Raw genomic sequence first — 25,870 nt, forward strand, 5'->3', positions numbered from 1 at the left:
ACTTGGTGCGCGGGGGCATTTCGGAGTCAGAAGGGCTATTTCCTGCCCACTGCACTGGCCCGGCGCATCAAGGCCATTGGAATGAAATTTCAATAATCTGCTGTACGCTTCTTATAATTTCCGTAGGTACAAAAATTATTGAAATTTTATAAACCATTTTTGAGAGGGCCTGTTTCCTTCTCGTCGTTAACAGTTCTTTAACGGAAAACACTTTTATCATGGATGCATTAGTAAACAATTTTCAACCTTTGCTGCTTGCGCAGCTCAAGTCCGGTGACTACGTAGGGTTCACCTTCTTCATCGGCTCTATGGCTATGGCAGCTGCCACAGTCTTCTTTTTCTTCCAGTTCAGCCAAGTGAAGGGCAAATGGAAGGATTCTATGCTGGTCTCAGGGCTGATCACTTTCATCGCTGCGGTCCATTACTTCTACATGCGGGATTTCTGGGCAACCAACCAAGCTTCCCCTACGGAGTTCCGCTACATTGACTGGATCCTCACCGTGCCCCTGATGTGCGTTGAGTTTTACCTCATCCTGCGTGCGTTTGGCGCTAAGGTAGGCCTGCTGTGGAAAATGATCTTCTACTCTGTAGTGATGCTTGTAGCGGGCTACTTGGGCGAGACGGTCTTCCGCGATGCTTCTCCACTTTGGGGCTTTATTTCCACCATTGGGTACGCTGGTATCCTGTATGAAGTATGGATGGGCTCGGCAAAGCGTTTGTCCAACAACTCAAACGATCCGATCCTGCAGAAAGGCTTCAATGCACTGGCGTGGTTCGTATTTGCTGGCTGGGCGATTTACCCAATCGGCTACATGACCATCGAAACGGGCTGGCTCGCTGGATTGATCCCGGCAGAATCTATGGATATCATCTACAACATTGGGGATGCTGTCAATAAGATTGGCTTTGGTCTGGTGATCTACTCGCTTGCAGTCTCCAAGTCTGCACAGGGAGCCGAGCAGCACGTAGAAGCTGGCGCGGGCAAAGCGACAACCAACGCATAAAAAACAAAGCAAGGTCCTCCCTTTACTTTTGCACATGAAAAAAACCTGCACCCACCAATAGGCAGGCACAGGTCGACAATGCATTAGTAAACTATTCCTGCAAAGTTAAGGGATTTACTTGTTAATAGGGTGTTAAAGCCAAAAAACTACCGGCAGTACTGCACAATCGCGCAGTGCTGCCGGTTTCGTTTACTACCTGCTGTTGCCCCTCATCCGCTGAACTTTTTCTGCCTTCCTGCCTTTAAAAACCACCATCTGCCAAGGCCAACCCTGGCAGGTTCTCAGAAAAAAATCAAAGCAAACCCAATGAAAAAAGCACTGAAAATCACGGGGCTCATAGTGGCTGCCCTCTTAGCTTTATCCGTTTTGGGCATATGGCTGGCCCATACGCCCCGCCCGGAAGCCTCTCCTTCCCCGGAAGCCGATGCGCTGGCCCGCAAAATGATGGAGGCGGTAAATGCAGAGGCTTGGGAGGCGACCCGCTATGTAGCTTGGGCTTTTCCCGGAGGGCACGAGTACATCTGGGATAAGGCCAAGGAAGTGGTGCAGGTGAAATGGGGGGATACCGAGGTTTTGATGTCGGCGAATGGCCCTAATGGCAAGGCTTGGCGTTCAGAACAGCCGTTGGGCGGAGAAGCTGCGCAACAGGCTTTAGAACAGGCTTGGGGCTTTTTCTGCAATGATGCTTTCTGGCTTTGCGCCCCCACGAAGGTGTTCGACCCTGGAACTACGCGCAGCTTAGCCACACTCCAAGACGGTAGCCGAGGGCTCCTCGTGGCCTACAGCAGTGGAGGGGTGACCCCGGGAGATGCCTACTTATGGGAGCTGGGCGAAGACGGCCGGCCGCTTTCCTACCGGATGTGGGTTTCGGTATTGCCTATCGGCGGGCTTAAGGCCTCTTGGGAAAAATGGGAACAACTGCCGACCGGCGCCCGCCTGGCGACTGCTCACGACTTCGGGCTGATCAGCATGGAACTGGAGGGGGTCCGGGGAGGGCAGTCCCTACAAGATGTCGGGCTGTCCTTTTACCCCTTCGAGGCCTTGGGCATAAGAGAGTGAAAGCCCCTTTTGCGAACCTTTACCTCTCACGGTTGTTTTATTTTCAGAAATTACTGAAAGTAAAAAATATGAAAAGTGTCATCACCTGTGATATGGAAGGCCGGATCGAAACCTTCAGCAAAGGAGCAGAAGAACTGTTTGGGTACTCGGCCGAAGAAGTAGTAGGGAAAGAGCGGGTTTCTGTTTTTTCCCCTGGGGAGATCGTACTGCAGAACGTGCCCGTCTGGCTGGATACGGCTAGCCGGGAAGGCAAGTACGAAGGCGAGACCCGGTTTTTACGGAAAGACGGCTCCCCATTCAGCGCCCGCATACGGATTACGCCGACTTTTGCCAATGGCAAGGCGAATGGGCAGACCGGCTATTGCGGTGTGACAGAAGCTGTAGCCGAAGAAGTCGACCCGCCCATACGTTGGACAACCAAGCTGGTCAAAGCCTTGGCCATTACCCGGATGCCATTCCTTTCGGCTGTACTGATGCCCGCCTTCATCGGAGGGGCGTTTGCTTATCATTATGTTCTGGACAACCCTGGCACGGCTTTCAGCTGGGGGCTGTTTTTGTGGGCCGTGCTCGGCGTAGCGCTGCTGCACTTGGGCAGCAACGTCATGAATGATTATTTCGATGTAAAAGACGGGACAGACGGCGCCAACAACAATTACTTCCTACAATTTTCAGGCGGCAGCCGTGCCATTGAATTGGGGCTCATTACCTTAGGGCAGACTAAAAAGCTTGGGCTGCTCCTCCTTGCTGCTTCGGGCCTCATCGGCGCCTATCTGGCATGGGCAACGGGCTGGCCTGCATTGATGATAGGATTGGCAGGCTTAGCTATAGGGTATCTGTACACCGCTCCGCCTGTAAGGCTGGTTGCGCGCCGCGGGCTTGGCGAGCTGGGCATTGCGCTTGCGTTCGGGCCATTGGTCACGTTAGGCATTGTATATGTGGCCACCCTACAGTTGGTGCCAATGGCTTTTTGGATAGGCTTGCCAGCTGGGCTGCTGACTGCCAATATTTTGCTGATCAATGAATTCCCGGATGCAGAGTCTGATGCCCTTACGGGGAAAAACCACTTGGTCGTTACTTTTGGCAAGGAAAAAAGCACCTACATCTATTTGGGCATACTTTTAGCGGCAGCTGGGCTCACGCTGGGTTTGTCCTTCGCCCTGCCTGGGGGCAACCTATGGCTTGCACTGGTAGCTGTCCTGATACTGGCATCGGGCTTGGCTATTTTCCGGCATATCCGCATGCATTATGAGGACCGTTCTCTGGTCTTATCCAATAAAAGGACAATAGCGCTGAGCGCATTGGGCGGGCTGTTTACAGCCATAGCGCTTATACTCTGAGCTATCAAGAGCTGACTTCAGATGTGTTTAATTTGATTATTGGGTTCATTGGTGGGCAAGCGCCAGCTTGCCCACCTTTTTAATGCTCCCCCAAAGCAGCAGTTTTTTTTGCCTGCCCTTTCTGGAAAAACAGCATGCCAGGTTTTTCCCCGGGAAAGTCAAGGCTGAGGATATTCTTTTGGTCGTCGTAAGTATTCAACAGTATGCTGTATTCTACTTCGAGCGACTCAGGGCGGGGCAGCCCCGTTACTTCAAGGTAGCACCACACGGCCATAAGGTCGTCAGATATTTCCTTGCCGATGAAGTCAAAGGATAAGGGGGTGCCGTCAGCAGAAAGCTTGAAGTGCCGCTGGAGATAATCTTTGAGGTAGGCTTCCGCCTCTGTGGCCTCTTTGGGGGTACAAAGGAAAAGGTTTTCATGCCCTTCTTGTGCAAGGGCGAGCTCCAAGTCGTCGATGAAAATATGCATGCTCATTTGTAAAGCCTGCTCTTCGGTATCGTAGTGCGCCAAGCACTTGCTGACGTGGAAATCATGCGCTGGGCGGCTCAGCCAGAGGAGGGCAGAAAGCAACAGTACAGCCATCTTTTTTTATGCTAAACGTGGCGGCAAGCGTTGAAGTTGCTCAGGGTTTTAAAATTGCGCCCCGGTTGAATTCATAATTCATGCGAGCGATGTGCGCAATGGAAATTTCCTGTGGGCACTCTACTTCACAAGCTCCGGTCTGTGTACAATGGCCGAAGCCCTCCTCGTCCATTTGTGCTGACATGGCCTGTGCGCGGTGTTCACGTTCGGGCTGCCCTTGTGGCAGCATAGCCAGGTGGCTTACCTTTGCAGCTGTGAACAGGGCCGCAGAAGCATTCTTGCAGGTAGCCACGCAGGCGCCGCAGCCGATACAGGCTGCCGCATCAAAAGCCTGTTCTGCAGTACGGTGCGGTACAGGAAGGGCATTGGCTTCGGGCGCATCGCCGGTACGGGCAGAGACATACCCTCCGGCTTGTATGATGCGGTCGAATGCAGAGCGGTCGATGCGCAGGTCTTTGACAACAGGGAAAGCTGCCGCCCGGAATGGCTCAACGTAGATGGTATCGCCATCTTTAAAATGGCGCAGGTGGAGCTGGCAGGTAGTGGTAGCGGCAAGCGGGCCGTGGGCACGGCCATTGATGAACAGCCCGCACTGCCCGCAGATACCCTCTCTGCAGTCGTGGTCAAACTCTACCGGGTCTCCGCCAGCGGTGATGATCTGCTCATTGAGCACGTCAAGCATTTCTAGGAAAGACATATCCGGGTTGAGCCCGTTCAGGGCATGCTTTTCCATATTGCCTTTGGCTTGGGCGTTGTCTTGGCGCCAGATATAGAGGGTGATCTTCATCGGTAATTTCTTACAGTTGGGGAAACAGTTTCAAAAAGGAGTGGCTCCTCGACGAGCTCTGGCGGGGTGTCAGGCCCTTGGTAGCTCCATACCGGAACGTATTGGAAGGCCTCGTCCCGCCTTAGGGCTTCTCCATCTCCGGTCTGGTATTCCTCTCGGAAATGGGCGCCGCAAGACTCTTCTCGGGCCAAGGCATCCCGGCACATGAGCTCAGCGAGCTCCAGGTAATCTGCTACCCGGCCGGCTTTTTCCAGTTCACTGTTGACCGTTTCAGTGGCCCCCGGCACTTTCAGGTTTTGCCAGAAGTCAGCCCGAAGTGCTGAGATATCCTTGATAGCCTGCTGCAGCCCTTCCCGGCTCCGCAGTACCCCACACTTATCGTAAAGGAGTGCGCCGAGCGCTTTGTGGTAGCTGCCTGCCGTGCGCTGACCTTGGATATTGAGCAGGCGGCCGAGTTGTAGTGCCACGCTTTGCTCGGCTGCCGCAAAGGCTTCATGGCTGGGGCCGATGGCCGGAGCTGTCAGCTGGCCTGCCAAGAAGTTGCTGATGGTGTTGGGGAGAATAAAATAGCCGTCCACACAGGCTTGCAGCAGGGAGTTGGCCCCGAGGCGGTTGGCCCCGTGGTCGGAGAAGTTGCATTCTCCGATAGCGAACAGCCCGGGCAGGGAGGTCATTAGTTCATAATCTACCCAAAGGCCGCCCATGGAAAAGTGGGCCGCAGGCGAGATCATCATCGGCTCTCGGTAAGCGTTCCGGCCCGTAATCTTTTCATACATGCGGAAAAGATTGCCGTACCGCTCGCGGATGGCCCCCTCGCCATACTCCTGTATGGCATGGGCAAAATCCAGGTACACTGCATTTTTTTGGGGCCCAATCCCAAAGCCAGCGTCGATCCGTTCCTTGGCAGCCCGGCTGGCGATGTCCCTCGGGGCCAGGTTGCCAAAAGCCGGGTAGCGGCGCTCGAGATAGTAGTCGCGCTCTGCTTCTGGTATTTCATTGGGCGGGCGTTGGTCGTGAGCCCGTATAGGCACCCAGATGCGGCCGTCATTGCGCAAAGATTCTGACATTAGCGTCAGCTTGGACTGATAGCTGCCCGACTGTGGCAGACAGGTGGGGTGTATCTGAGTCCAGCTGGGCGCAGCGAACCCTGCACCTTTTTTATAGGCCCGCCAGATGGCAGATCCGTTGCAGCCCATAGCTAGCGTGGAGAGGTAATATATTTTCCCATACCCACCGGTAGCGAGCACGACAGCATGTGCAGCATGCCTTTCCAGTTTGCCCGTATCGAGGTTGCGGGCGATGATGCCCCTGGCCTGCCCGTCAACGGTCACGAGCTCCAGCATTTCGTGCCGGGCGAAAAGCTGCACTTGCCCCTGCGCAACCTGACGGCTCAGGGCCGAATAGGCGCCGAGCAAGAGCTGTTGGCCGGTTTGCCCGCGGGCATAAAAAGTCCGCTTCACCTGTACCCCGCCGAAAGAGCGGTTGGCCAGGTAGCCGCCGTATTCGCGCGCAAAAGGCACGCCCTGTGCTACCGCCTGATCAATCAGTTGGGCAGAGCATTCTGCCAACCGGTACACATTGGCTTCCCGGGAGCGGAAGTCGCCCCCTTTGAGGGTATCGTAAAACATCCGGTAGGCGTTGTCGCCATCATTCTGATAGTTCTTTGCAGCATTTACCCCGCCCTGCGCTGCCACTGAATGCGCCCGCCGGGGGCTGTCCTGAAAACAAAAAGCCTTGATCTGATAGCCCATTTCTGCCAAAGAGGCAGCAGCTGCACTACCCGCCAAGCCTGTGCCTACAACAATAATGGACATCTTTTTCTTGTTGGCGGGGCTCACCAGGCGGCAGGCGGCCCGGTAGCGGCCCCACTTCTCGGCCAGGGGGCCTTCGGGGATTTTTGCGTCAAGCTTCATGGTCAAGCAGGGTTTTGGGTGAAGTAGAGATAAATGGGGATGAGGCAGAAGCCTGCGGTCATAGCAATGGCGTAGGCGGTGCTTGCCCGCTTAGCCCACAACCGGTACCGGGGATGGTAAAGCCCCAGGCTGAAAAGTGCGCTTTTTACCCCGTGCAGCAGGTGGAAGCCTAAGGCGATCATGGCCACGACGTAGAGCAAAACGTACCACGCTTCTTGATAGGCGGTGGCTACCACCGTGTACAAATCTTTTTGGCCGTGCTCGTCAAGGGGGATAGCCGTAAATTTATAAACGTACCAGAAGTCCTTCATGTGGACGGCCAGGAACACCAGCAGTATGCTGCCGAGCAGCCCCATGCTGCGGGCATACCAAGGGGAGGCTTGCCGCCTGTGGTCGTAGACATAAGCTTGGCCGCCCCTCGCTTTCCGGCTGCTTAGGGCAAGGAGGAGGGCGTACAGGGCGTGCAGCAGTATGCTGAGATAAAGTCCGTAGGAAATGGCTTTGATCAATATGTTGCCAGACAAGAGCTGAGCATACAAGTTGAACTGTTCCCGTGCACGGGCTTCAGGCAGCAGCAACTGTAGGTTGCCGGCCAGGTGGATCAGAAGGAAAAACGACAGGAAACCTCCGGTCAGAGCCATGAGGTTTTTCCGGGCGATGCTGTGGCGGAAGGGCAGGTGCATAAGCGGCATTGGATTTTGCGGAGTTTAGCACAAAGAGGGCTTAGCCCTCCCGGCGCTTTCACTTGTCTGCAAAATTATCAGCTTTTGGCTAGGCCGGAGGTGACAATTCTCAGCGGGCCGCCTGAAAATTGTGCTATGCTGGAACCCGCTCCAGCGCCATGACTAGGGCAAGCCCGAAGGCCGCACCGGAAACGAAGAGGTTCCATTCCCGCTGCCTGACTTTCAGGCCTTGCATAGCGGCGAAGGAGAGCCCCAGCACTACCGCTACAATGGCCAACTGCCCCAGCTCCACACCTATGTTGAACGCCAGTAGCTGTGTGAGCAGCTGATTTTCCTGGCCCGGCAGAAGGCTGGAGCGGAGGAAATTGGAGAACCCCATGCCGTGAATGAGGCCAAATGCGAGCGCAAAGCCATAATTGAGCTTCATGGTAGGCCCCCAGAGCAGTTCCTCCTGCCCGCCCTGCCGGTGGGCTGTGATGTTGAAAAGCGCCGTTGCGAGGATTGTGATAGGGATGAGGAATTCTATCCAAGCCATATTGACTGGCAGCCAGCCGAGCGCGGCCATGCCGAGCGTCAGGCTGTGCCCTAGGGTGAAAGCGGTAGCCAACAGTGCAACCTGCCGCCATTGGGCAAGCCGGTAGATGGCGCAAAGGGCGACAATGAATAAAATATGGTCATAACCTGCCAGGTCAGAAATGTGCGTAAAGCCCAATTGGAGGTAAACAGAGAAGACGGATTGCATGGAGCGTAGTTGAATTTGGTGTTTCAGGGCTTGCGCCCGTTTGGGTTGCTCTACAAAGATAAAAAGCTGCCCCGGAAGAACCGGGGCAGCTTTTTGCTAATTGGCCAAACGCCTGTTGGCTTAGTAACGGTAGTATTCTGGCTTGAACGGCCCTTCTACGGTCACGCCGATGTACTCTGCCTGATCCTCGGAGAGGGTCTCCAGCTCTGCGCCAATTTTGGCGAGGTGCAGGCGGGCAACTTCCTCATCGAGGTGCTTGGGCAGGGTGTACACTTTGTTCTCATACTGATCTGTGTTGGCCCACAGCTCGATTTGTGCCAGCACCTGATTGGTAAAGGAGTTGGACATCACAAAGGAAGGGTGGCCTGTAGCACAGCCCAAGTTGACCAGGCGGCCTTCTGCCAGCAGGATGATGTCTTTGCCATCTATGGTATACTTATCCACCTGTGGCTTGATTTCCGTTTTGGTATGGCCATATTCCCGGTTCAGGAACGCAACATCAATCTCATTGTCGAAGTGGCCGATATTGCAGACGATGGTCTTGTCCTTCATCAGTCGGAAGTGGCGCTCCGCAACGATGTTTTTGTTGCCGGTAGCCGTTACCACGATATCCACACGGGGCAGGGCTTTCTCCATTTTCTGTACCTCGAAGCCGTCCATAGCAGCCTGCAGGGCACAGATAGGGTCGATTTCTGTAACGATCACCCGGCAGCCAGCACCGCGCAGAGATGCGGCAGTGCCTTTGCCCACATCACCGTAGCCAGCAACAACAGCAACTTTGCCCGCCATCATGACATCGGTAGCTCGGCGGATAGCGTCTACTGCTGATTCTTTGCAGCCGTACTTGTTATCAAATTTAGACTTGGTGACCGAGTCGTTCACATTGATCGCCGGCATTGGCAGGGTGCCTTTTTTCATGCGCTCGTACAAGCGGTGTACGCCGGTAGTCGTTTCTTCGCTCAGCCCTTTGACGCCTTCCACCAGCTCAGGGTGCTTGTCCAGGACCATATTGGTGAGGTCGCCCCCGTCATCCAGGATCATGTTCAGCGGCTGCCCGCCTTCAAAGGCGAAGAGGGTCTGTTCAATGCACCACCAAAATTCTTCATCCGTTTGGCCTTTCCAGGCATAGACCGGCACGCCAGCTGCTGCGATGGCTGCTGCAGCGTGGTCTTGTGTGGAGAAGATGTTGCAAGAAGACCAGGTCACGTCAGCGCCCAGTTCTACGAGGGTCTCGATCAGGACAGCCGTTTGGATGGTCATGTGCAGGCAGCCCGCGATGCGCGCGCCCTTGAGCGGCTTAGATTCGCCGTACTTCTCCCGCAGGGCCATCAGGCCCGGCATTTCTGCCTCTGCCAGTTCGATTTCTTTACGGCCCCAGTCGGCCAGGTTTATATCTTTTACTTTGTACTTCAGCGTCTGATCTACTGATTGCATTGATTACTCAGTTTGAATGTGTTAGAATAAAGAAGGGGTTTAAAACCCGACTACAAAAATAACGGTTTTTTGGCGTATTTGCTAATGCTGCAGCAGCTTGCCTGCCGGGGCTAATAATATTGTGCAGGGCGGCTGGGAAGACAGTGCAAACCATTGGGCATGGCCGTTGTAGCCGACAATAATGTGCCAAGGCTGTTGGGCTGTGGAGGGGCTTTCCTGTGTGCTGTTTTGTAAAGCCTGTGGCACATAAAGTGTTTGCCAATAAGCGGAAAGGCGGGAAAAAATTCGTTTTTTGAGCATATCAGACTTGATTCGTCGGAAATGGCTCAAGGGCGAGCTGGCTTTTTCCTTGCCAATATCAGCTAATGAACGCTAAAGAAGCTTGAGCGTTCATTAGCTGAGCATAGCCCATGCCCCCCATTCCATCAGCCCGGCGCATCAAGCCTGCTCAAACGCTTTTTATGGCCGGCGATAGGATTGAGCCGTAGATGCCAGCAGGCATTTGGGCTAGCCGCTCTGGCTACGGAAACCAACAACAAACGCATGGAAATTAAAAAACCTACCAAAAAGTACGATGTCGTCATTGTCGGCTCCGGTGCAGGGGGCGGCATGGCGGCCAAAGTTCTGGCGGAAGCCGGCTTGTCCGTCGCTATCTTGGAAGCAGGCCCTTTCTTTGACCCTGCCGCCCCAGAGACCAAAACACAAATGCGGTGGCCCTGGGAGTCTCCCCGCCGTGGTGCGGGCACCACCCGTGCTTTCGGGGATTTCGATATGGCTTATGGCGGATGGGAAATAGAAGGCCAGCCTTATACGAACGACAACGGGAGCGATTTCCGGTGGTTCCGTTCTCAAATGCTGGGCGGGCGTACCAACCACTGGGGGCGTATTTCTTTGCGTTTTGGCCCGGATGATTTCCGGCGTTACAGCATTGATGGGCTCGGCGCCGATTGGCCAATTTCATACGAAGATGTGAAGCCCTATTACGACAAAGTCGATAAGCTCATCGGGGTGTTTGGGAGCAAAGAAGGGCTGCGCAATGAGCCCGACGGGTTTTTCCTGCCGCCGCCTAAGCCCCGCCTGCACGAGCTCTACTACATCAAAGGGGCCAGAAAGGCTGGGGTCACGGTCATCCCCTCCCGGATGTCGGTAGTGACCAAGGCCATCAACAAAGACCGGGGCGTGTGTTTCTTCTGCCGGCAGTGCGCCAGGAGCTGTGCTGTTTATGCGGACTTCAGCTCGGGCAGCTGCCTGATTTTCCCGGCCCAGAAAGCTGGCGGGCAGATCGACCTCTTCACCAATTGCATGGCCCGTTCCGTAGAGACCAACGAAGAGCACGTCGCTACTGCCGTTTCTTACATCAACAAAAACGACCGCCGGGAGTATCAGATCCGGGGCCGGGTCATTGTGCTGGCTGCTTCTGCCTGCAGCACAGCACGCATTCTGCTCAATTCCAAAGCGCCCCGGCACAGCGAGGGGCTTGGCAATTCCAGCGGGCTGATAGGCAAGTACCTCCACGACAGTACGGGCAGTTCTAGCATGGCCTTCATCCCTCAGCTGATGGGCCGTAAGATGTACAATGAAGATGGGGTAGGAGGGCTGCACATCTACTCCCCTTGGTGGCTGGACAACAAAAAACTGGACTTCCCGCGCGGTTACCATACGGAGATATGGGGCGGCCTGGGCATGCCCAGCTATGGCTTTGGCGGCATGCACCTCAAAATGCAGGAAGCGGCCCGGCAGCGCATCGGAGGCTATGGCAGAAAGCTCAAAGAAGAGGCCCGCAGGTTTTACGGCGCTGTCATAGGCATCTCCGGCCGGGGCGAGTCTGTAGCTATGAAAGACAACTATTGCGAAATTGACCCCAACGTCGTCGATGAGTTTGGGGTGCCAGTATTGCGCTTCAACTATAAGTGGTCCGATCATGAGCGAAAGCAGGCCCAGCACATGCATCAGACCTTCCAAGAGATTTATGCAGGCATTGGGGCTATACCATTGACGGAGGTGCCCGGCGCAGACCAGGATTTTGGGCTGAACAAGCCCGGGGAGATCATCCACGAAGTAGGTACTGCCCGCATGGGCAACGACCCTCGTGATTCGGTGACGACCGCTTACCAAAGGCTGCACGATGTGAAAAACGTCTTCCTGGCCGATGGCGCACCTTTTGTTTCCCAAGCGGACAAAAACCCCACCTGGACCATACTCGCCCTCTCTTGGCGCATGGCCGATCACATCATTGACCAACTCAAAAAACAAGCCCTCTAATGGATAGGAGAGAACACCTTCGCACTTTATTGTTGGGCGGCCTGGCCGGCAGTGCCCTCCTGCAAAGCTGTACCCCTGAAACGGCTTCCTCAGAAACCGTTGCAATGGGGCCGGTGCCCGGCTACGGGCGCACCCCCGAAGAGCAGGCCCGCGATGCCCGCTTGATGGCGGAGTCCTTTTTCCGGGAAGATGAAATGGCCGCCCTTACCGCCCTTTGTGCACTGATCATCCCCGCCGATGAGCGTTCCGGCTCTGCTGTTGACGCAGGCGTGCCGGAGTTTATAGAATTCATAGCCAAGGATATGCCAGCGTATCAGCTGCCGCTGAGGGGGGGGCTGGCCTGGCTCAACCACGCTGCTTACGAACAAGCTGGCCTGCCTTTTGCGGAAGCTGGGGCAGCTGCTCAAACCGCGCTGCTCGACGCTATAGCCTACCCCGACCCGGAACTGCCAGAGGAAGAGCAGCCTTACGGCGTCCAATTTTTCAATCTGATGCGCTTCCTGACCCTCACGGGCTTCTATACGGCCAAGGAAGGTGTACTGAAGGACCTGCAGTATGATGGAAACTACCCGAATACTTGGGATGGCGTGCCGCCGGAGGTCTTGGCTGAGCACGAGGTAGATTACGACCCGGAATGGCTGGCTAAGTGCCTGAATGTAGAAACCCGGCATGAGCTGGCCAAGTGGGACGAGGATGGCAATTTGCTCACTTAACGGGTACGTTGCAGTATCGTAGGAGTAGCAAATTAGGTGATAAATGGCGTTTGGCTTTGCTTTGTTGGTTGTTTTTACCCTAGTGCCATTGATGGTGGTGCTGTTGTCTGCATGACTGTGGCGGGGCAGCCTGCTTTGGGGGCAGCTGCTGGAAATCAAGTGGCTGACTGCTCCCAAGGTATTGAAAAGGGCGTGGGCCCCAATGCCGCAGGTGCTTAAGCATTGCGGGCGCTAGCTTGGCATTGGCCTAGCGCTGCGAAGGGGTGGCCAAAGGCCAGACCCGACGCCTGTAGGGCGAGGGGCCGAGCGGATAGCGAGCCCCGTAGCATAGCGCCCCCTGCCGTTGGGCAGGGGGAGGCCCCAATCCTTGCGGAGGGGGCAGGCCCTATCCTGTTGTTCAGGCTCCAAAAACGGCAACCAAGCTTGCGCCTAAAGATGCCTGCTTTCGGGCTTATCTGTCGTAACGGTGTAGCCCAAGGTCTTCTATCAGGTGGATGATTTTATCGGCGTACTTTTTGTCTGTCGCATAGCCTGCTTTGCTCAGCCCCCTGGCCCACCCTTTGTAGTCGGTTGAGCGCAGCCGGAACAAGGGCTGATACCGTTCGCTATTTTTCAGCAGCAAGCTGTGTGCGCGGTAGCTTTCCCAAGCGTTGCCATAGATGCGGAAAAAGTCCTTGTGGCTGTCGTCGGTATAGTTGCTGCAGTGCCCGGGCTTGCAGCTCTTTGAAAAACACTTCATCCCGAAGTGGTTGTTGTTGCGCTGCGCGAGCTTGCTCTCCCCTACATTGCTTTCCAATAGCCCCTGTGCCAGTATAATGCTCGCCGGTATACCATAGTGCTTCATTTCTGCTTGGGCTACCTTGGCGAAGCGCTTTACGTATGCTTTCTGCCGGGCTATTTTGGCAGCTTTCCGCGCGCTGTGCCCGGTTTCTTCTTTCAGCCCTTTATTGGCAGCGGTGAGATTGGAAAGGGTATTGGCGGTATTTTCTGTTGCCCGGTTTGCTTCTGCACCTGCGGAAGGTGAGGCCTCCCGGCCGCCAACGAGGGAGGTGTTCATAGGTGGCGCTTCTGGCCGGAAAGCAGCCGCCTGAGCCGTAGCCACCTTGCCGCCGCCCCGGACCATAGCAGCAGGAGCTTGGTTCAGCTGTAGGTTAATATTAAGGTCCTTTTGCAGGGCCATGTATGCGGCGGCTCCGAGCAGGGCGGTTTTCAGCCAATGTTTCTGAAGGGTGCTGCCTGCAATTTGCCCGGCACGGTGCGCAAGCCGGTTTAAGGAGGGGATGTTGGAGTGTTGTATCATTTGAGCCCGGTTGAAAAGGTGATAGCGGTCGCTGCCAATTGGTTTTGTTTGAAACAAAATTAATACTTTTTGTTTCATAGTCAAATTTTAAAAACAAATTGATTGTATTTTTTTGTTGCAAGGCATTTGCTTTACCCTGGTTTAACAATCCCTTAAGCAACGAGCGGGAGGCTGCCTGCGTCATAATAGGGGTGCAGGCAGGGAATTTGTCTGCGACAAAATTGGCATAGTGCCGGGCTCAGGCTACCTTTGCAGGGCTTTTGAAAAGCAGCAGCCCGGGCTGGAAAGCCCGGCATTACCGCCACATTAAAAGATCAAACCACAGACTATGAAATCTTATTTGATGATCGCAGCCTGCCTGCTGCTTAGCCTTCCGGCCCTACAGGCACAGAAATATGGCCACCTCAACTTTGGCAACCTCGTTTCCTCATTAGATGCCACTCAGGCCGCAGACGCTGAGTTAGAAGCTTATCAGAAGCAGCTGGTCGCTAAAGGGGAGGAAATGGCCAAAGCCTGGCAGCAGAAAGCGCAGGCATTCGCCGCAAAGGTGCAGTCTGGCGACTTGGCGCCTAAAGCGCAGCAGGAGCAGCAGCAGCAGCTGGAAAAAGAGCGGGGGGATATCCTGGCTTATGAGCAGGAAGTCTCAGAAAAAGTGCAGGCCAAGCGGCAGGAGCTGCTCGGCCCAATCATTGAGAAAGCGGAAAAGGCGATTCAGGATGTGGCCAAGGAAAATGGGTATGTCATGATTTTTGATACGAGTGTGTTCAATGCGATTTTATTCGCTGCAGAAAGCGATGATGTCATGGACAAGGTGAAGGCTAAAATGTAGCTTTGGCTACTTCTTCGCCCAGGTACAGCCCTCTTTTGCTCTATTGCAGAAGAGGGCTTTGCTGTGCTATGGGGTCAATTGGTCTTTTGGTAGTTGAGCACCGCCAGGGTATTGACAGCCCCTGCATAAACGGCCATCACCCCAAAGTGGGGCTGTACATCCTGCCATCCGCTCCCTTTGAGGAGTACCAGGCGCATGACATCTACAAAGTAGGCGACCGGGTTCCCTTTGGTCAGCGCTTGTGCCCAAGGGGGCATGCTTTCGATAGGGGTGAACAGCCCGCTCATCAGGATGAAGATGATCAGGAAAAACCAAGCGAGGAACATGGCCTGCTGCTGTGTTTCGGTGAAGGTGCTGATCAGCAGGCCAAAGCCTAGTACGACAAACAGGTACAAGCCTGCAAAAACAAAGATGATGGCCAGGCTGCCGGCCAGTGGCAGGCCGAATACCAGCCTGCCTGCAATTAGCCCTATGGATAGCTCTGCCATGCCAATGAGCCAAAATGGCAAAAGTTTCCCTACTATGAAAGCCCCTTTCCCTATAGGGCTCACATTGATCTGCTCTATGGTCCCGATCTCCTTTTCCTTGACGATGTTCATACCAGATAGGAACATGCCTACCAAAGTGACCAGGATGACCAGAATGCCTGGCACCATAAAGGTTTGGTAATCCTGCCCGGGGTTGTACCAGTTGGCTGTTTCAATGGAGAGCAGCCCCCTTGTTGGCCCTGAAAACTGCCGGCTAAAGCTTTGTACAATGGCATTGGCATAAGCCTGCGCCAGCCCGGCTTGTACGCCGTTGATCGCATCTGCTGCCACCTGAACCTCCGCTCGGTTTCCCTTGGCCAGGCTGCGGTTGAACCCAAGCGGGATCTCTAGCAGCAGGTCGGCTTCTCCACGGTGGATCTGCCCTGCCCCGCCTGCCCCGTTCCCGGTAAGGGTAAAGTGGGGCGAAGCTTGGAAATGCCCCACGAGCTGACGGGAAGCCTGTGAGCGGTCTAGGTCATTGATATGGAGCCGGAGGTTGTCCACCTCATAGTCTGCGGCAAAAGAGAGCACGAGCAGCTGCAGTACCGGCATCACGAAGATGAGGGGCAGCATGATCCGGTGCCGGAAAATCTGGAGGAACTCTTTTTGGACGATGTATGGGATAGCCCTCATGCCAATCTGGTTTTAAAGCTGCGCACGCTTAGCGCAATGAAGAATGTGGTCATGCCAAGCAATATTAGGCTTTCCTGCCAGATGAGGCTTAGCCCGCCCCCCTTGAGCATAATGTCTTTCAGGATGATGATGAACCACTTGGCTGGTATGGCATTGCTGATGACTTGCAGGGGCAACGGCATAGATGCGATGGGGAAAATGAAGCCAGAAAGTAAGATGGTCGGCAGCATGAGCACCATCAGGCTGAACAGCATGGCGACCTGTTGGCTTGAGGTGCGGGTGGATATGAGTATGCCTAGGGAAAGCGCTGTCCCCACAAAGAGCAGGGCGCTGGCCCAAAGCAGGAGGTAGCTGCCCCGCATAGGCATATCGAAAACAGCTGTGCCCAGCCATAGGATGACCCCGGTATTCGCCAAGGCCAGCAAGATGTAAGGGATGACTTTGCCGACAATGATCAGGGCGGGCGGAAGGGGGGAGACGAGCAGCACTTCCATGGTGCCGAGCTCTTTCTCCCGGGTGATGGCGATTGAGGTCATCATAGCTGAAACAAGCATCAGGATGACCGTCATCACGCCGGGCACAAAGAGAAAAACGCTCTTGAGCTCCCGGTTGTAGAGCATCAGTGGCTTTACTTCTACCAAAGCGCTGGCCTGCTGTCCAGTTGCGCGGCCAGCCCATTCTTGCCGAATGATGGCACTGGCATAATTGGACAAGGTGGTGGCGGTATTGGGGTCTGTGGCATCCGTTACGAGCTGAAGGGAAACCGGGGGCTCGCCGTAGCCCGGAGGGATGACGAGGGCCAGCTTTAGGCTGCCTTTGCGGAAAGCGGCTTCCATTGCGGCCTGAGTCTGTACTCCTTCTTGCATGGTGAAGTAGGGGGATGCCCTGAAACGGTCAGTAAGCTGCCGGCTTGGCTCATTCCGGGCCTGGTCTAGCACCGCAAACCCTGCTTCCCTGATTTCATTGCTGATGGCAAAACCGAACAAGAGGACCAACACGGCTGGCATGCCTAGCAATATGATAAGCGTGCGGCGGTCGCGCAGGATGTGGAAGGCTTCTTTCCGGATGAATACGAGGAGTGGCTTGATCATGGCTTGGGGCGGGTTAGTTGAAGGAATACTTCGTGCATATTGGCAGCTTGGAATTCGCTTTTTAGCCGATCGGGCGTATCTAGGGCAGCAATTTGCCCATCTACCATGATGGATACCCTGCCGCAATACTCTGCTTCGTCCATATAATGGGTCGTGACAAATACCGTGGTGCCTGTTTCAGCTGCTTGGTAAATCATCTCCCAAAACTGCCGGCGGGTGACGGGGTCAACCCCGCCGGTCGGCTCATCGAGGAAAACAACATCAGGCTGGTGCAGCAGGGCGATGGAGAAAGACAATTTTTGCCGCCAGCCCAGAGGTATGCCGCTCACCTGCTTGCGCGCAAAGGCTTCCATGCCAAGCTGCTCAATAAGCTGGCTGCCCGCCTGCCGGGCTTGCTTGCGGGGCAGCCCATAGATGCCGCCGTAGAACCGGATGTTTTCCATCACGGTCAGGTCTTCGTACAGGGAGAACTTCTGGCTCATGTAGCCAATGCGCTGCTTCACTTTTTCAGGATGGGCTGCTACGTCAATGCCTGCAACCCGGGCCTGCCCAGAAGTGGGGCGGGAAAGCCCGGTGAGCATGCGCATTGCCGTGGTCTTCCCTGCGCCATTGGCGCCCAGGAATCCAAATATCTCGCCACGCTCTACCTCAAATGAGATGGCGTCTACTGCGGTGAAAGCGCCAAACTGCTTGGTAAGCTTTGAGGCTTCGATGATAGGGCTTTGGGGGCTATTCTGCATGGATGAAAACGTCTTCTATGCTTGGCGCAATGGGCGTTACCGAAACGCCCGTATGCTTGAGGTTGAGCAAATAGCTTTGGACCAGTTCTGGCCAGACCGGTGCTTTTAGGCTCAGGTGCACTGCGTGCCCGAAAGCAAAGGCGCTGTAAGTGCTTTCAAATTGGCGGAGGTCTGTGAGCATCCGGTAGGTGTCATCTGCCTGCACAGCGAGCAGGGGGCGGTCAAATGCTTCGATGAGAGACTGCGGGCTGCCGGTGCTCAGTACTTGCCCATCTCGCATTAGTGCGACCCTGTCACACAGGCTGGCTTCGTCCATATAGGGGGTAGAAACCAGCATGGTGATGCCATGTGACTTAAGCCGCTGAAGCATGGCCCAGAATTCCTCCCGGGAGACCGGGTCCACTCCGGTGGTGGGCTCGTCAAGAAGGAGGATGCGCGGCCGGTGGATCAGGGCACAGCATAGAGCGAGCTTTTGCTTCATCCCCCCGGAAAGCTGCCCGGCCCTCCGGTTTTTAAAGGGCTCGAGCTGCACGTAAATGTCCCGGATCAGCTCGTAGTTCTCGGCTATGCTGGTGCCAAAAATGGTAGCAAAGAAATGTAGGTTCTCTTCTACAGTCAGGTCTTGGTAGAGAGAAAAAGTGCCCGGCATGTATCCTATGGCCCGCCGTATGGCCCGGTAGCTTTCTACCACCGGCTTGCCATCGAGGAAGGCCGTGCCAGCATCGGGGAGCAGTAGGGTGCCTAAAATGCGGAGGAGGGTAGTCTTGCCTGCCCCGTCTGGCCCAATGAGCCCAAATAGCTCGCCGGCCTGTATGGTAAGGCTCACCTCCTGCAGGGCAGTGGTTTTGCCATAGGCTTTACTGAGGTTTTGTGCAGTTATCATTGCTCTGAAGTTGTTGGCGCCCAGTATACTTCCCCGGGCATTCCGGCTTTCAGCCGGCCGTCGTTGGGCACTTTGACTTTGAAGGCGTACACTAAGTTGATGCGCTCTTCGCGGGTTTGAACGGTCTTGGGGGTGAATTCCGCTTCAGCGGCAATCCAGCTGATCTGGCCGTCAAAATAGATGAGGCTATCGCCTCCACCGTCTACGCCCACCTTTACTTTCTGCCCCAGGCTGGCCTCTGCCAGCTGTTCGCCGCTGAGGTAAGCACGCAGCTCAAGCTCGCCCAAATAGGCGATGGTGTAGAGGGGCCTGCCGGCTGGGGCAAATTCGAAAGGCTCGGCCAGTTGGAGCAGTACGGTGCCGTCTACTGGATTGTAGAGGTAGCACCTCCTGATCTGATCATCGATGATGTCAAGCTGGGCTTCCAAGGGGGCGATCTCAGACAAGATCCCTTGGTTGGCGGTCTGATTTTGAGCCCTTAGCGCCCCCACTTCCCGGTCAATGAGCTTAATCTGGGCTTCCAGGTCGTCGAGCTGCTTGGTGGTGGCAGCGTTGGCGGCGAGGAGGGCTTGTACCCGCCTGACTTCGCGCAGGGCATGCTCCCTTTTTTCCAGAAGGACGCTCACCTGTGGCTCGGCATCTCTTGTTTTCCCGCGCACAGCTTGAATTCGGGCCTTCAGCTGTTGGCGTTGTAGGTGTAGGGCGGAGGTGTCCGTCAGGCCGATCCATTCGCCAGCTTTCAGTGTTTCCCCTTCTTTCGCATTGAGGAAGAGCAGCCTCCCGGGCTGTTCGGCAGCTACGGTAGTTTCCCGGGCTTCGAAATTGCCATAAGCATCAGCCTGCTGTGCTTCGGGCTGGCAGCTGTAGGCCAAGAGCAGGATGGCTGTAAACAGGGTATATCGGATCATGGTTGAATGCCTTTAAGGGTGAGCAATTGGAGGTAGAGGGTTTGTTGTTGTACTTGGTATTGCTGCTGTAGCAGTCGTGCAGTGCGCACCCGTGTGGCTTGTTCAATGTAATCAGCAGCAAGTGCGGTGCCTTGCTGCAGCCTGGCCCCGAGCTCCTCTAGGCTGGCCGCTTCCAGCTCAATGATAGGCCCTTGCTGTTCAGCCAGCTGCCCAAAGGTTTCGATCTGCTTTTGCAAAACCGCTGCCTGCCGTTGGTTGGTGGTGAGGAAAGCGGCCGCCCGGTTGCGGGCTTGTTCTGCTTTGATGCGCGCCAAGTCGTCAGCACGGCTGGCTTGCCCCCAATCGGTGATCGGCCAGTTGAGCTGTAGCCCGCCTATGGCAAAAGGGCTTAGGGTGCGGTCAAAAAAATTGACAGGGTTGGGGGCTCCGATGCCAGCTTGCAGGAAGGCAGCTACTTTGGGCTGCAGGGCTGCGCGGGCCAGGCCGGGCTGTGCTGCAGCCTGTAGGGCCTGTTGCTCAAAGACATTGAGCTCCAAGCGCTTGGCTTCCCCTAGCCAGAGGGTATCGCTCACGATAGGGAGCTGAAAGGCTACCCCTTCGGGGATGGGGAGCCCGGTGAGGCTAGACAGCGCAGCCCGCATAGCGGCCAAAGCTCCATGCAGCTCATCCTGTTTGGCCTGCAGCCTCAAAAGCTCGGCCTGCAGCCTGCGGTGCTCACCGGGCAGGGCTGCCCCCGCTTCCACTGCCCCTGCCAGCTGGCTGGCCCGTGCGCCGAGTTGCTCTTGGCTGGCTGAAAGCTGCGCTGCCTGTGCCCGCAACAGTAGGATCTGCCCAATATACCGGTCTGCTTCTGCTCGCGGCTGCTGCAGCTCGGCCTCAAGCGCTGCCTCAGACAAAGCAGCGCTGGCCTCAAGTATTTTTTGTTGGGCCTTCCTGGCCCCACCGTCGTAAAGGGCATACTCTGCATTGGCGGTGGCTTGCAGCCGGTAGAGGGGCAGGTCTAGCCCGCCCCCGCCCGGTACCGGGAGGTCGAAGGGCAAGGCTGGGGCTTCACTCTGTAGAGTGGCCGCGGCCTGTGCGTACAGTTTGGGCAGCCTGCTTTGCGCGAGGCCGAGCTGTTCGGTTTGGGCAGATTGCCGGAGAAGGCTGCGCTGCCCTGAAAGGGGGTTTTGGGCTTCCATGCCTTGGTAAATCGAGGACAAAGGAAGGGGCTGTACCTGAGCACTAAGCTGAAGGGCAGTGAGCAGGCTTAGCACAGCTATGAGCGTATGATATGGATAGGGTCGCATAGGGCAGGGTTATTTGATCAGGAGCAATTGGCTGTCTTCAAGTCCGTCTACCCAATGTTCTACCTGAGGCTCGATGAACAAATAGCCCCCCGGGCTCAGTGTTTGTGTCTCCCCTTGAGAAGTACCGTAGCTTACCTGCCCCGAAAGGCAGATGAGCAAGGCTTTAACATCAGACGTATGGCTTTTCAGTTGCCCCCCTTTAAGTATTTGCAGGGCGGTGGTGGTGCCTTTTGCGCCGGTGAAAAGAGGCCGGGCAGAGATGGGCTTCTCTGGGCTGTGCAGCCCCTGTAGGCTTAAATTTTGCATAGCAGAAGTGGTTGTGCCGTCATCAGGCAGTGGGCTGGACTGTGCCAAGCTGTTGCTGATGCCTAGGGCAGTGATGAAAATGAGGATTAGATATTTCATAAATCAAAATTTAGCCATTTGGGTAAATGGGGGTTAAAAAAAATCAGTCGAGCCGGATGGCATTGATGGTAAAGGCAGCAACCTCCTTTTTGCGCTGCTGCAGGATATTTTGGTAGAGCGCTGCATCCACCCCCATAAGCCCTTGGAACATAGGCCGGGCAAGGAAGGGGAAAACGCACATAGAAAGCAGGTTCATGACGAGGCTGATGGGGTTCACCTGCCGGATGTGCCCCGCTGCGGCCTCTGCTTGTACCTGTGCGATGAGGGGCATAGGATTGGGGCGCTGCCGGCGGCTGAGGAGGTCTTCTGCGAAAGCTCCCCCTTTTTGGTTGATCTCGCTGATGACAAAAGCGGGCATATTGGGGTTGTCCATGAGCAGGTCCATATACCGGTCTACGAATTGTTCGATCTTCTCGAACAAAGGCAGGTCGGCTTCAAAGACTTCGTTGATCCCGGCAGAGAATTTGGCGAAAGCCTCATCGAAAACAGCGCGGAAAAGCTTGTTCTTGCTTCGGTAGTAGTAGTGGAGCAGCCCTTTGTTGATGGCAGCCGTGTCCGCTATCTCCTGCATGCGGGCAGCGGCGAAGCCTTTGTTCATAAAGACTTTGCGGGCGGCTTCCAATATTTTTTCTTCTGTTGTTGGCTCCATATACTTTTTACCCATTTGGGTAATTTTGAGCAAAGGTAAGTGGTTTGCGCTTAAGGCGCAAGGGCTAATGCGATATTCTTTATCTTTGCGGCTCATTACACCACAAAAGTCGCAAGCATCATGGACCAATTACGGCAAACGATAGAGCAGGCCTGGGAAGACCGCAGCCTGTTGAAGGACAAACGGGTACAGGAAGCGGTACAGCAAGTGCTCTCGCAGCTCGATCAGGGCAAGCTGCGCGTGGCTGCCCCCCTCTCCGATGGTACTTGGCAAGTAAATGACTGGGTCAAAAAAGCGGTTGTCCTGTATTTCCCTTTGCAGCAGATGGAAACGATAGAAGTGGGGCCTTTTGAGTTCCATGATAAGATACCGCTGAAGCGGAACTACAAAGCACAAGGGGTGCGCGTAGTGCCTCACGCTATCGCCCGCTATGGCGCTTTCTTAGAAGAAGGGGTGATCATGATGCCGAGCTATGTCAACCTCGGTGCATGGGTGGGCAGCGGTACAATGGTGGATACCTGGGCGACAGTAGGCTCTTGTGCACAGATCGGCCGCAACGTACACCTCAGCGGTGGCGTGGGCATCGGCGGGGTGTTGGAGCCCCCTCAGGCGTCGCCTACTATCATTGAAGACAACTGCTTCATCGGCTCCCGCAGTATTGTGGTAGAGGGGGTGCACGTGGAGAAGGAAGCTGTGTTAGGTGCCAATGTGGTGCTTACGAAGTCGACCCGTATCATAGACGTAACGGGCAAGGAGCCGGTCACGCACAAGGGGCGGGTGCCTGCCCGGTCGGTCGTTATCCCGGGCACCTACCCCAAGGAGTTCCCGGCGGGCACTTATCAGGTAGCCTGTGCACTGATCATTGGGCAGCGGAAAGCTAGTACGGATCTAAAGACTTCCCTGAACGAAGCGCTGCGCGAATATAACGTAGCCGTGTGATGGGCATTGTAAAATGGCTGTCAGGCCTTTTTTCCAAAACAGAACAAACAGCAGTAGACCCCATGAAGTACCTGATTGCAGGCCTTGGGAACATAGGGCCGGAGTACGTCAATACCCGGCATAATATTGGTTTCGACGTGGTGGACGGCTTGGCTGCCCGGCATGGAGGCGAGTGGAAAACGGATAAGCTTGGCGATGTAGCCACCATCAAGCACCGTGGGCGGACGTTCGTCCTGCTCAAGCCCTCTACCTACATGAACCGCAGTGGGAAGGCTGTTCACTATTGGCTGCAAAAAGAGAAGATCGAAAAGTCCCGCCTATTGGTTGTCATCGACGACCTCAACCTGCCTTTTGGCAAACAGCGCCTGCGGGGCAAGGGTAGCGATGGCGGCCACAATGGGCTCAAGGACATTGATCAGGTCACTGGCGGCAACAACTATGCCCGTTTGCGCTTGGGCATCGGCAACGAATTTTCTAAAGGGCGGCAGGTAGACTATGTGCTGGGGAAATGGTCGCAGGAAGAAATGGACGGGCTGCCTGAGATTGTGAAACGGGCAGGAGAGGCCTGTATTGCTTTCGGCAGCATAGGGCTGCAGCACGCGATGAGCCAATACAATGGATAAAAAAGAAGCCCCGGCATGTGCATCGTTGCTTGGCCGGGGCTACGGGTCATAATCATTGCTTCATGAAGCGGGAGGCCTGTACCTGCACGCCGGGTGCCACGAGCCGTGCCCAATATGGGCCGGCCGGCAGTTGCTGTATTGGCAGGTACTCAAGTGCGCTCTGCCCGTCTAGGTCTTTTTGCAGTACCACCTGCCCCAACTGATTGACAACAACAAGTTTTGCGGAGCTGCTTAAGCCAAGCCATTCTACCCATACCCCTTCCCTGGCTACTGTAGGATAGACCTTAAGGTGGGCAGCTTGGCCAGCCGTCAACTTAACAGAAACTGGGCCGTGGTAGGCCGCCGCCCCATCGTAGTCTACTTGCCGCAGCCTGTAGTAGTTGTACCCTGGCAGTGGGGAGGCGTCCGTCAGGGTATAGGACTGTGGCGACTGAGTCGTACCTGCGCCCCGCACGCGGCCAATTTCGAAGAAAGCCCGTCCATCAGTACTGCGTTCCACTGCCATATAGTCGTTGTTCAGTTCGGTAGCGGTCTGCCATTCTACTTTTACCTGTCCGCCTTGCAGGCGGGCGGAAAAATCGAGCAGTGCAATCGGCAGTGGGCCACCTTCCGGCATGAACATTTCGTTGTTGACAACGCCAGGAGTGGACAAACGCGGGAAGAGCCAGGCCTCATCCGGGCAGCCAAGTGTGCCATTGCGCTGCACAGAATGCCCCACCGGCGTGCTGGGCGATTGGGAAGGTGAAATATAGGTAGTGCTGTAGCCGGCTGCAGGCCCATCTGCTAAGGATTGAATGGAGGTGGCCCGGTAAGTATACGCTTCGACAACCGTTTGGGTCAGGGTATTGTACAGGGCGATAGCCCCGCTGACAGAAGAGATGCCCGGCATAGGCACCCATACTGCTCCGAAGCTGCCCTCCGGCCCGGGGATGGTGTCCTGCAGGCGGAATATGCCGCCCTCCCCGACGGAAGTGTTGAGGACGCCTCCTACGTTGGCTATGCCGGAAGGGGCATAAGCCAGCAGTTGATAGTGGCTCAGATCTGTACCTGCCGGCCCTGTCAGTTCGACCCCCTGATCGACGGGCACGCCCACATTGCGGTAATGAAACTCGCTGATAAAGACAAAATCCCCATTGAGGGAGGGGCAGCTGTAGCTTGGCGAGAGCGTGATAGCGTCGCCAGCTACCCAAGTTCCATCGAAGTTGGTGTATAGGCGGAAATGGTAATCGCCTTCTTGCAAGAGGTTGGAGATCATGGCATCCCCTTCTTGCCCTTGGTAAAGGGCATATACAGCCGAAGGGAAGTCGTCAGATTCGGGAGCCGAGCCAAACTCAGGCATTGCCAGGTAGCTATCAGCCTGTAGCCCAGAGGGGTCAAAGGTGATAGGCTGCCCGTAGCGCCCGAGCAGGAGCACAGAGCTGGCACAGGGGGGCATCTCCCAGGAAATAATGGCTGAATCTCCAAGCAGGAAGCCCTTTATACCGGTGGCCGGCTGCGGCCCATTGCAGGGCAGGGTGGCCGTAACAGATACGCCGCTTTGGCGGTTGAAGCAGTACTCCTGTGGGTCGTAGGTGAAGGCGGTGAAGGTATAGTTGCCGCCGGGCTTGAGGCCCGATATATTGGTGGATAAGCCATTGCCGGCGTAAACCACGTAAGTGCCCTGGCCGAGGCTTGCGCCATTGCCAAAGACCGGGCTGGGGAGCGGCATTTCTCCGCTGCAGGGCGGCAGGGCAGCCGGCAAGCCTTCCTCACGGGCAGTGATGAGCACATGCGCCCCGCTGACCGACCAAGACAAGTTGACGTTGCCGCTGCCGTAGCTGTCTACTGTAAAACTACTGGCCACCCCAGCAGGCGGGCTGCAAACGCTTTCTACGCCACCGTAAACGCGCAAGTTGCTGATCAGCCATTTGGAGAGCAGAGTGTCTGCACCATAGCCGTACCACCGTAGGTAAACAGTTTCCCCGTCGCAAGCGCGCAGCCCGGACGAAGGCACCACAACTGCCCGGTCAAGGGTGTCTGCGGGAAGGGTGTCCCGCTGGAGCAGGCTGCCTTCGTTGTCTAGGTTTTTGGCAAAGCGTACTTCCCGGTAGCGGATGGCGCCCGGTTCCCGTTTTTCTTCAAAACTTATGCTGTCGATGTACAGGTTGGTGCCGGGCATGGCATTGAGCGCCACCTCAATGAAGTCGAAAGCCATGGCGCTGTTTTCAGTAGTCCAAGCAAAAAAGCCTGCTTTGGATTGGCCAAATTCCGGGTTGGACACTCCGTTGCCCCTGAGCAGAGGGCTAGCCGTTACGCCGTTTGCGATAGTGCTTGGTGCCGGGGTATTGCTCAGCTCCCAGTGAGCAATAGTTTGGGAATTGCTGGCAATTGCTCCAAAGAGCAGCAAAGCCAGCGCCATAAGCCGTGTAATCGTCGTCTTCATAGTATTTTGGTATGTATGTTCAAATATCCGGGCAAGCCCGGTGGGGGATATGTTGTTTGCGGTGCGCAGGGCATGCGCTGTGCCCTGGTACACGCTGTCACCATTTGTAAAAACA

The 25,870-nt window shown here is 55.6% G+C and carries 25 protein-coding genes; 8 read left to right on the forward strand and 17 right to left on the reverse strand.

The window, feature by feature from the left end:
- Positions 1-218 precede the first annotated feature (218 nt).
- From FRY97_RS07630 to FRY97_RS07635, 3 genes are all read left to right on the forward strand, one after another.
- Complete coding sequence (locus FRY97_RS07630) at positions 219-1,004, forward strand: bacteriorhodopsin-like (RefSeq protein ID WP_147166853.1); 786 nt, start codon at positions 219-221, stop codon at positions 1,002-1,004.
- A gap of 306 nt (positions 1,005-1,310) precedes the next feature.
- Positions 1,311-2,063 carry a DUF2059 domain-containing protein gene (locus FRY97_RS22295; RefSeq protein WP_170254541.1) on the forward strand — a complete coding sequence of 251 codons (753 nt, stop codon included), beginning with the start codon at positions 1,311-1,313 and terminating at the stop codon, positions 2,061-2,063.
- Between the two features lie 68 nt (positions 2,064-2,131).
- The gene (locus FRY97_RS07635) at positions 2,132-3,400 is read left to right on the forward strand and encodes a UbiA family prenyltransferase (RefSeq protein ID WP_170254542.1); all 1,269 of its coding nucleotides are present in this window, start codon (positions 2,132-2,134) and stop codon (positions 3,398-3,400) included.
- A gap of 79 nt (positions 3,401-3,479) precedes the next feature.
- Here the strand turns inward: FRY97_RS07635 and FRY97_RS07640 are convergent, their stop codons facing one another.
- The 7 genes from FRY97_RS07640 to FRY97_RS07670 all read right to left on the reverse strand — a co-directional run bounded on the left by FRY97_RS07640 (position 3,480) and on the right by FRY97_RS07670 (position 9,842).
- Positions 3,480-3,983, reverse strand: coding sequence for a DUF6702 family protein (locus FRY97_RS07640; RefSeq protein ID WP_147166855.1), 504 nt, complete (start codon positions 3,981-3,983; stop codon positions 3,480-3,482).
- Positions 3,984-4,023: 40 nt separating this feature from the next.
- On the reverse strand, positions 4,024-4,770 hold the full coding sequence (locus FRY97_RS07645) for a succinate dehydrogenase/fumarate reductase iron-sulfur subunit (RefSeq protein WP_147166856.1): 747 nt from the start codon (positions 4,768-4,770) through the stop codon (positions 4,024-4,026).
- Positions 4,767-6,683 carry a fumarate reductase/succinate dehydrogenase flavoprotein subunit gene (locus FRY97_RS07650; protein WP_147166857.1) on the reverse strand — a complete coding sequence of 639 codons (1,917 nt, stop codon included), beginning with the start codon at positions 6,681-6,683 and terminating at the stop codon, positions 4,767-4,769. Before FRY97_RS07650 ends, FRY97_RS07645 begins: the two co-directional genes overlap by 4 nt.
- A 2-nt stretch (positions 6,684-6,685) precedes the next feature.
- Entirely contained in the window at positions 6,686-7,366 is a 681-nt protein-coding gene (locus FRY97_RS07655; RefSeq protein ID WP_147166858.1) for a succinate dehydrogenase cytochrome b subunit, read from the reverse strand.
- Positions 7,367-7,499: 133 nt separating this feature from the next.
- Positions 7,500-8,108 carry a HupE/UreJ family protein gene (locus tag FRY97_RS07660; RefSeq protein ID WP_147166859.1) on the reverse strand — a complete coding sequence of 203 codons (609 nt, stop codon included), beginning with the start codon at positions 8,106-8,108 and terminating at the stop codon, positions 7,500-7,502.
- Positions 8,109-8,228: 120 nt separating this feature from the next.
- Positions 8,229-9,542 (reverse strand): adenosylhomocysteinase, encoded by a 1,314-nt coding sequence (gene ahcY / locus FRY97_RS07665; RefSeq protein ID WP_147166860.1) that lies wholly within the window; start codon positions 9,540-9,542, stop codon positions 8,229-8,231.
- Between the two features lie 81 nt (positions 9,543-9,623).
- Entirely contained in the window at positions 9,624-9,842 is a 219-nt protein-coding gene (locus tag FRY97_RS07670) for a hypothetical protein (protein ID WP_147166861.1), read from the reverse strand.
- A gap of 243 nt (positions 9,843-10,085) precedes the next feature.
- On the opposite strand from FRY97_RS07670, the gene FRY97_RS07675 reads away from it, so the two are divergent.
- Both FRY97_RS07675 and FRY97_RS07680 read left to right on the forward strand, forming a co-directional pair.
- Positions 10,086-11,804 (forward strand): GMC oxidoreductase, encoded by a 1,719-nt coding sequence (locus FRY97_RS07675; RefSeq protein ID WP_147166862.1) that lies wholly within the window; start codon positions 10,086-10,088, stop codon positions 11,802-11,804.
- Positions 11,804-12,517, forward strand: coding sequence for a gluconate 2-dehydrogenase subunit 3 family protein (locus FRY97_RS07680; protein ID WP_147166863.1), 714 nt, complete (start codon positions 11,804-11,806; stop codon positions 12,515-12,517). Before FRY97_RS07675 ends, FRY97_RS07680 begins: the two co-directional genes overlap by 1 nt.
- Before the next feature lie 451 nt (positions 12,518-12,968).
- On the opposite strand, the gene FRY97_RS07690 is transcribed toward FRY97_RS07680, so the two are convergent.
- The gene (locus FRY97_RS07690) at positions 12,969-13,874 is read right to left on the reverse strand and encodes a glycoside hydrolase family 73 protein (RefSeq protein WP_170254543.1); all 906 of its coding nucleotides are present in this window, start codon (positions 13,872-13,874) and stop codon (positions 12,969-12,971) included.
- Between the two features lie 271 nt (positions 13,875-14,145).
- Here FRY97_RS07690 and FRY97_RS07695 point away from each other — a divergent pair, with 271 nt between their 5' ends.
- Positions 14,146-14,646: an OmpH family outer membrane protein gene (locus FRY97_RS07695; RefSeq protein ID WP_147166866.1), complete on the forward strand. Its 501-nt coding sequence runs from the start codon at positions 14,146-14,148 to the stop codon at positions 14,644-14,646.
- Positions 14,647-14,720: 74 nt separating this feature from the next.
- Here FRY97_RS07695 and FRY97_RS07700 read toward each other — a convergent pair whose 3' ends face one another.
- From FRY97_RS07700 to FRY97_RS07735, 8 genes are read right to left on the reverse strand one after another with little or no spacing between them, the layout of a single operon-like run.
- A complete protein-coding gene (locus tag FRY97_RS07700) occupies positions 14,721-15,806 on the reverse strand; it encodes an ABC transporter permease (protein ID WP_147166867.1) in 1,086 nt (361 codons plus the stop codon).
- Complete coding sequence (locus tag FRY97_RS07705; protein WP_246141627.1) at positions 15,803-16,897, reverse strand: ABC transporter permease; 1,095 nt, start codon at positions 16,895-16,897, stop codon at positions 15,803-15,805. The genes FRY97_RS07700 and FRY97_RS07705 overlap by 4 nt, the downstream gene beginning before the upstream one ends.
- A complete protein-coding gene (locus FRY97_RS07710) occupies positions 16,894-17,637 on the reverse strand; it encodes an ABC transporter ATP-binding protein (RefSeq protein WP_147166868.1) in 744 nt (247 codons plus the stop codon). Before FRY97_RS07710 ends, FRY97_RS07705 begins: the two co-directional genes overlap by 4 nt.
- Complete coding sequence (locus FRY97_RS07715) at positions 17,627-18,520, reverse strand: ABC transporter ATP-binding protein (RefSeq protein WP_147166869.1); 894 nt, start codon at positions 18,518-18,520, stop codon at positions 17,627-17,629. Before FRY97_RS07715 ends, FRY97_RS07710 begins: the two co-directional genes overlap by 11 nt.
- The gene (locus tag FRY97_RS07720; RefSeq protein WP_147166870.1) at positions 18,517-19,428 is read right to left on the reverse strand and encodes an HlyD family secretion protein; all 912 of its coding nucleotides are present in this window, start codon (positions 19,426-19,428) and stop codon (positions 18,517-18,519) included. The genes FRY97_RS07715 and FRY97_RS07720 overlap by 4 nt, the downstream gene beginning before the upstream one ends.
- Positions 19,425-20,717: a TolC family protein gene (locus FRY97_RS07725; protein WP_147166871.1), complete on the reverse strand. Its 1,293-nt coding sequence runs from the start codon at positions 20,715-20,717 to the stop codon at positions 19,425-19,427. Before FRY97_RS07725 ends, FRY97_RS07720 begins: the two co-directional genes overlap by 4 nt.
- A 9-nt stretch (positions 20,718-20,726) precedes the next feature.
- The gene (locus FRY97_RS22300) at positions 20,727-21,122 is read right to left on the reverse strand and encodes a cupin domain-containing protein (protein ID WP_170254544.1); all 396 of its coding nucleotides are present in this window, start codon (positions 21,120-21,122) and stop codon (positions 20,727-20,729) included.
- Between the two features lie 43 nt (positions 21,123-21,165).
- Entirely contained in the window at positions 21,166-21,786 is a 621-nt protein-coding gene (locus tag FRY97_RS07735) for a TetR/AcrR family transcriptional regulator (RefSeq protein ID WP_170254545.1), read from the reverse strand.
- 105 nt (positions 21,787-21,891) lie between these two features.
- Between FRY97_RS07735 and FRY97_RS07740 the strand changes: the two genes are divergently transcribed.
- Both FRY97_RS07740 and pth read left to right on the forward strand, forming a co-directional pair.
- Positions 21,892-22,710 (forward strand): 2,3,4,5-tetrahydropyridine-2,6-dicarboxylate N-succinyltransferase, encoded by an 819-nt coding sequence (locus FRY97_RS07740; RefSeq protein ID WP_147166873.1) that lies wholly within the window; start codon positions 21,892-21,894, stop codon positions 22,708-22,710.
- 62 nt (positions 22,711-22,772) lie between these two features.
- Positions 22,773-23,333, forward strand: coding sequence for an aminoacyl-tRNA hydrolase (pth, locus tag FRY97_RS07745; RefSeq protein ID WP_147166874.1), 561 nt, complete (start codon positions 22,773-22,775; stop codon positions 23,331-23,333).
- A gap of 52 nt (positions 23,334-23,385) precedes the next feature.
- Here pth and FRY97_RS07750 read toward each other — a convergent pair whose 3' ends face one another.
- On the reverse strand, positions 23,386-25,755 hold the full coding sequence (locus FRY97_RS07750; protein WP_147166875.1) for a hypothetical protein: 2,370 nt from the start codon (positions 25,753-25,755) through the stop codon (positions 23,386-23,388).
- Positions 25,756-25,870: the final 115 nt, after the last annotated feature.

Origin of the sequence: Phaeodactylibacter luteus, assembly GCF_007993045.1 — a bacterium.
GTDB classification, from domain to species: Bacteria; Bacteroidota; Bacteroidia; order Chitinophagales; family Saprospiraceae; genus Phaeodactylibacter; species Phaeodactylibacter luteus.